The following is a 1,552-nucleotide window of genomic DNA, read 5'->3' on the forward strand; positions in this document are numbered from 1 at the left end:
TGGTGGTGGGTGTTTGAACATCAACGGAGAGTTTGATCCTGGCTCAGGACGAACGCTGGCGGCGTGCTTAACACATGCAAGTCGAACGGTGACGATCAAGCTTGCTTGGTCTGATCAGTGGCGAACGGGTGAGTAACACGTGAGTAACCTGCCCCAGACTCTGGGATAACCCCGGGAAACCGGAGCTAATACCGGATATGACACCAATCCGCATGGGTATGGTGTGGAAAGTTTTTCGGTCTGGGATGGACTCGCGGCCTATCAGCTTGTTGGTGAGGTAGTGGCTCACCAAGGCGACGACGGGTAGCCGGCCTGAGAGGGCGACCGGCCACACTGGGACTGAGACACGGCCCAGACTCCTACGGGAGGCAGCAGTGGGGAATATTGCACAATGGGCGGAAGCCTGATGCAGCGACGCCGCGTGAGGGATGACGGCCTTCGGGTTGTAAACCTCTTTCAGCAGGGAAGAAGCGCAAGTGACGGTACCTGCAGAAGAAGCACCGGCTAACTACGTGCCAGCAGCCGCGGTAATACGTAGGGTGCGAGCGTTGTCCGGAATTATTGGGCGTAAAGAGCTTGTAGGTGGTTTGTCGCGTCTGCTGTGAAAATCCGAGGCTCAACCTCGGACTTGCAGTGGGTACGGGCAGACTAGAGTGTGGTAGGGGAGACTGGAATTCCTGGTGTAGCGGTGGAATGCGCAGATATCAGGAGGAACACCGATGGCGAAGGCAGGTCTCTGGGCCATTACTGACACTGAGAAGCGAAAGCATGGGGAGCGAACAGGATTAGATACCCTGGTAGTCCATGCCGTAAACGTTGGGAACTAGGTGTGGGTCTCATTCCACGAGATCCGTGCCGCAGCTAACGCATTAAGTTCCCCGCCTGGGGAGTACGGCCGCAAGGCTAAAACTCAAAGGAATTGACGGGGGCCCGCACAAGCGGCGGAGCATGCGGATTAATTCGATGCAACGCGAAGAACCTTACCAAGGCTTGACATACACCGGAATCACTCAGAGATGGGTGCGTCTTCGGACTGGTGTACAGGTGGTGCATGGTTGTCGTCAGCTCGTGTCGTGAGATGTTGGGTTAAGTCCCGCAACGAGCGCAACCCTCGTTCTATGTTGCCAGCACGTCATGGTGGGGACTCATAGGAGACTGCCGGGGTCAACTCGGAGGAAGGTGGGGATGACGTCAAATCATCATGCCCCTTATGTCTTGGGCTTCACGCATGCTACAATGGCCGGTACAAAGGGCTGCGAAACCGCGAGGTGGAGCGAATCCCAAAAAACCGGTCTCAGTTCGGATTGGGGTCTGCAACTCGACCCCATGAAGTCGGAGTCGCTAGTAATCGCAGATCAGCAACGCTGCGGTGAATACGTTCCCGGGCCTTGTACACACCGCCCGTCAAGTCACGAAAGTCGGTAACACCCGAAGCCGGTGGCCCAACCCTTGTGGGGGGAGCCGTCGAAGGTGGGACTGGCGATTGGGACTAAGTCGTAACAAGGTAGCCGTACCGGAAGGTGCGGCTGGATCACCTCCTTTCTAAGGAGCA

The 1,552-nt window shown here is 56.8% G+C and carries 1 rRNA gene; it reads left to right on the plus strand.

Annotated elements, in window-relative coordinates:
• Positions 1 to 20: 20 nt before the first annotated feature.
• A 16S ribosomal RNA gene (locus ACSQ2D_RS21565) occupies positions 21 to 1,542 on the plus strand.
• Positions 1,543 to 1,552 lie beyond the last annotated feature (10 nt).

Source organism: Terrabacter sp. LjRoot27, assembly GCF_964254175.1.
Classification (GTDB): Bacteria; Actinomycetota; Actinomycetes; order Actinomycetales; family Dermatophilaceae; genus Terrabacter.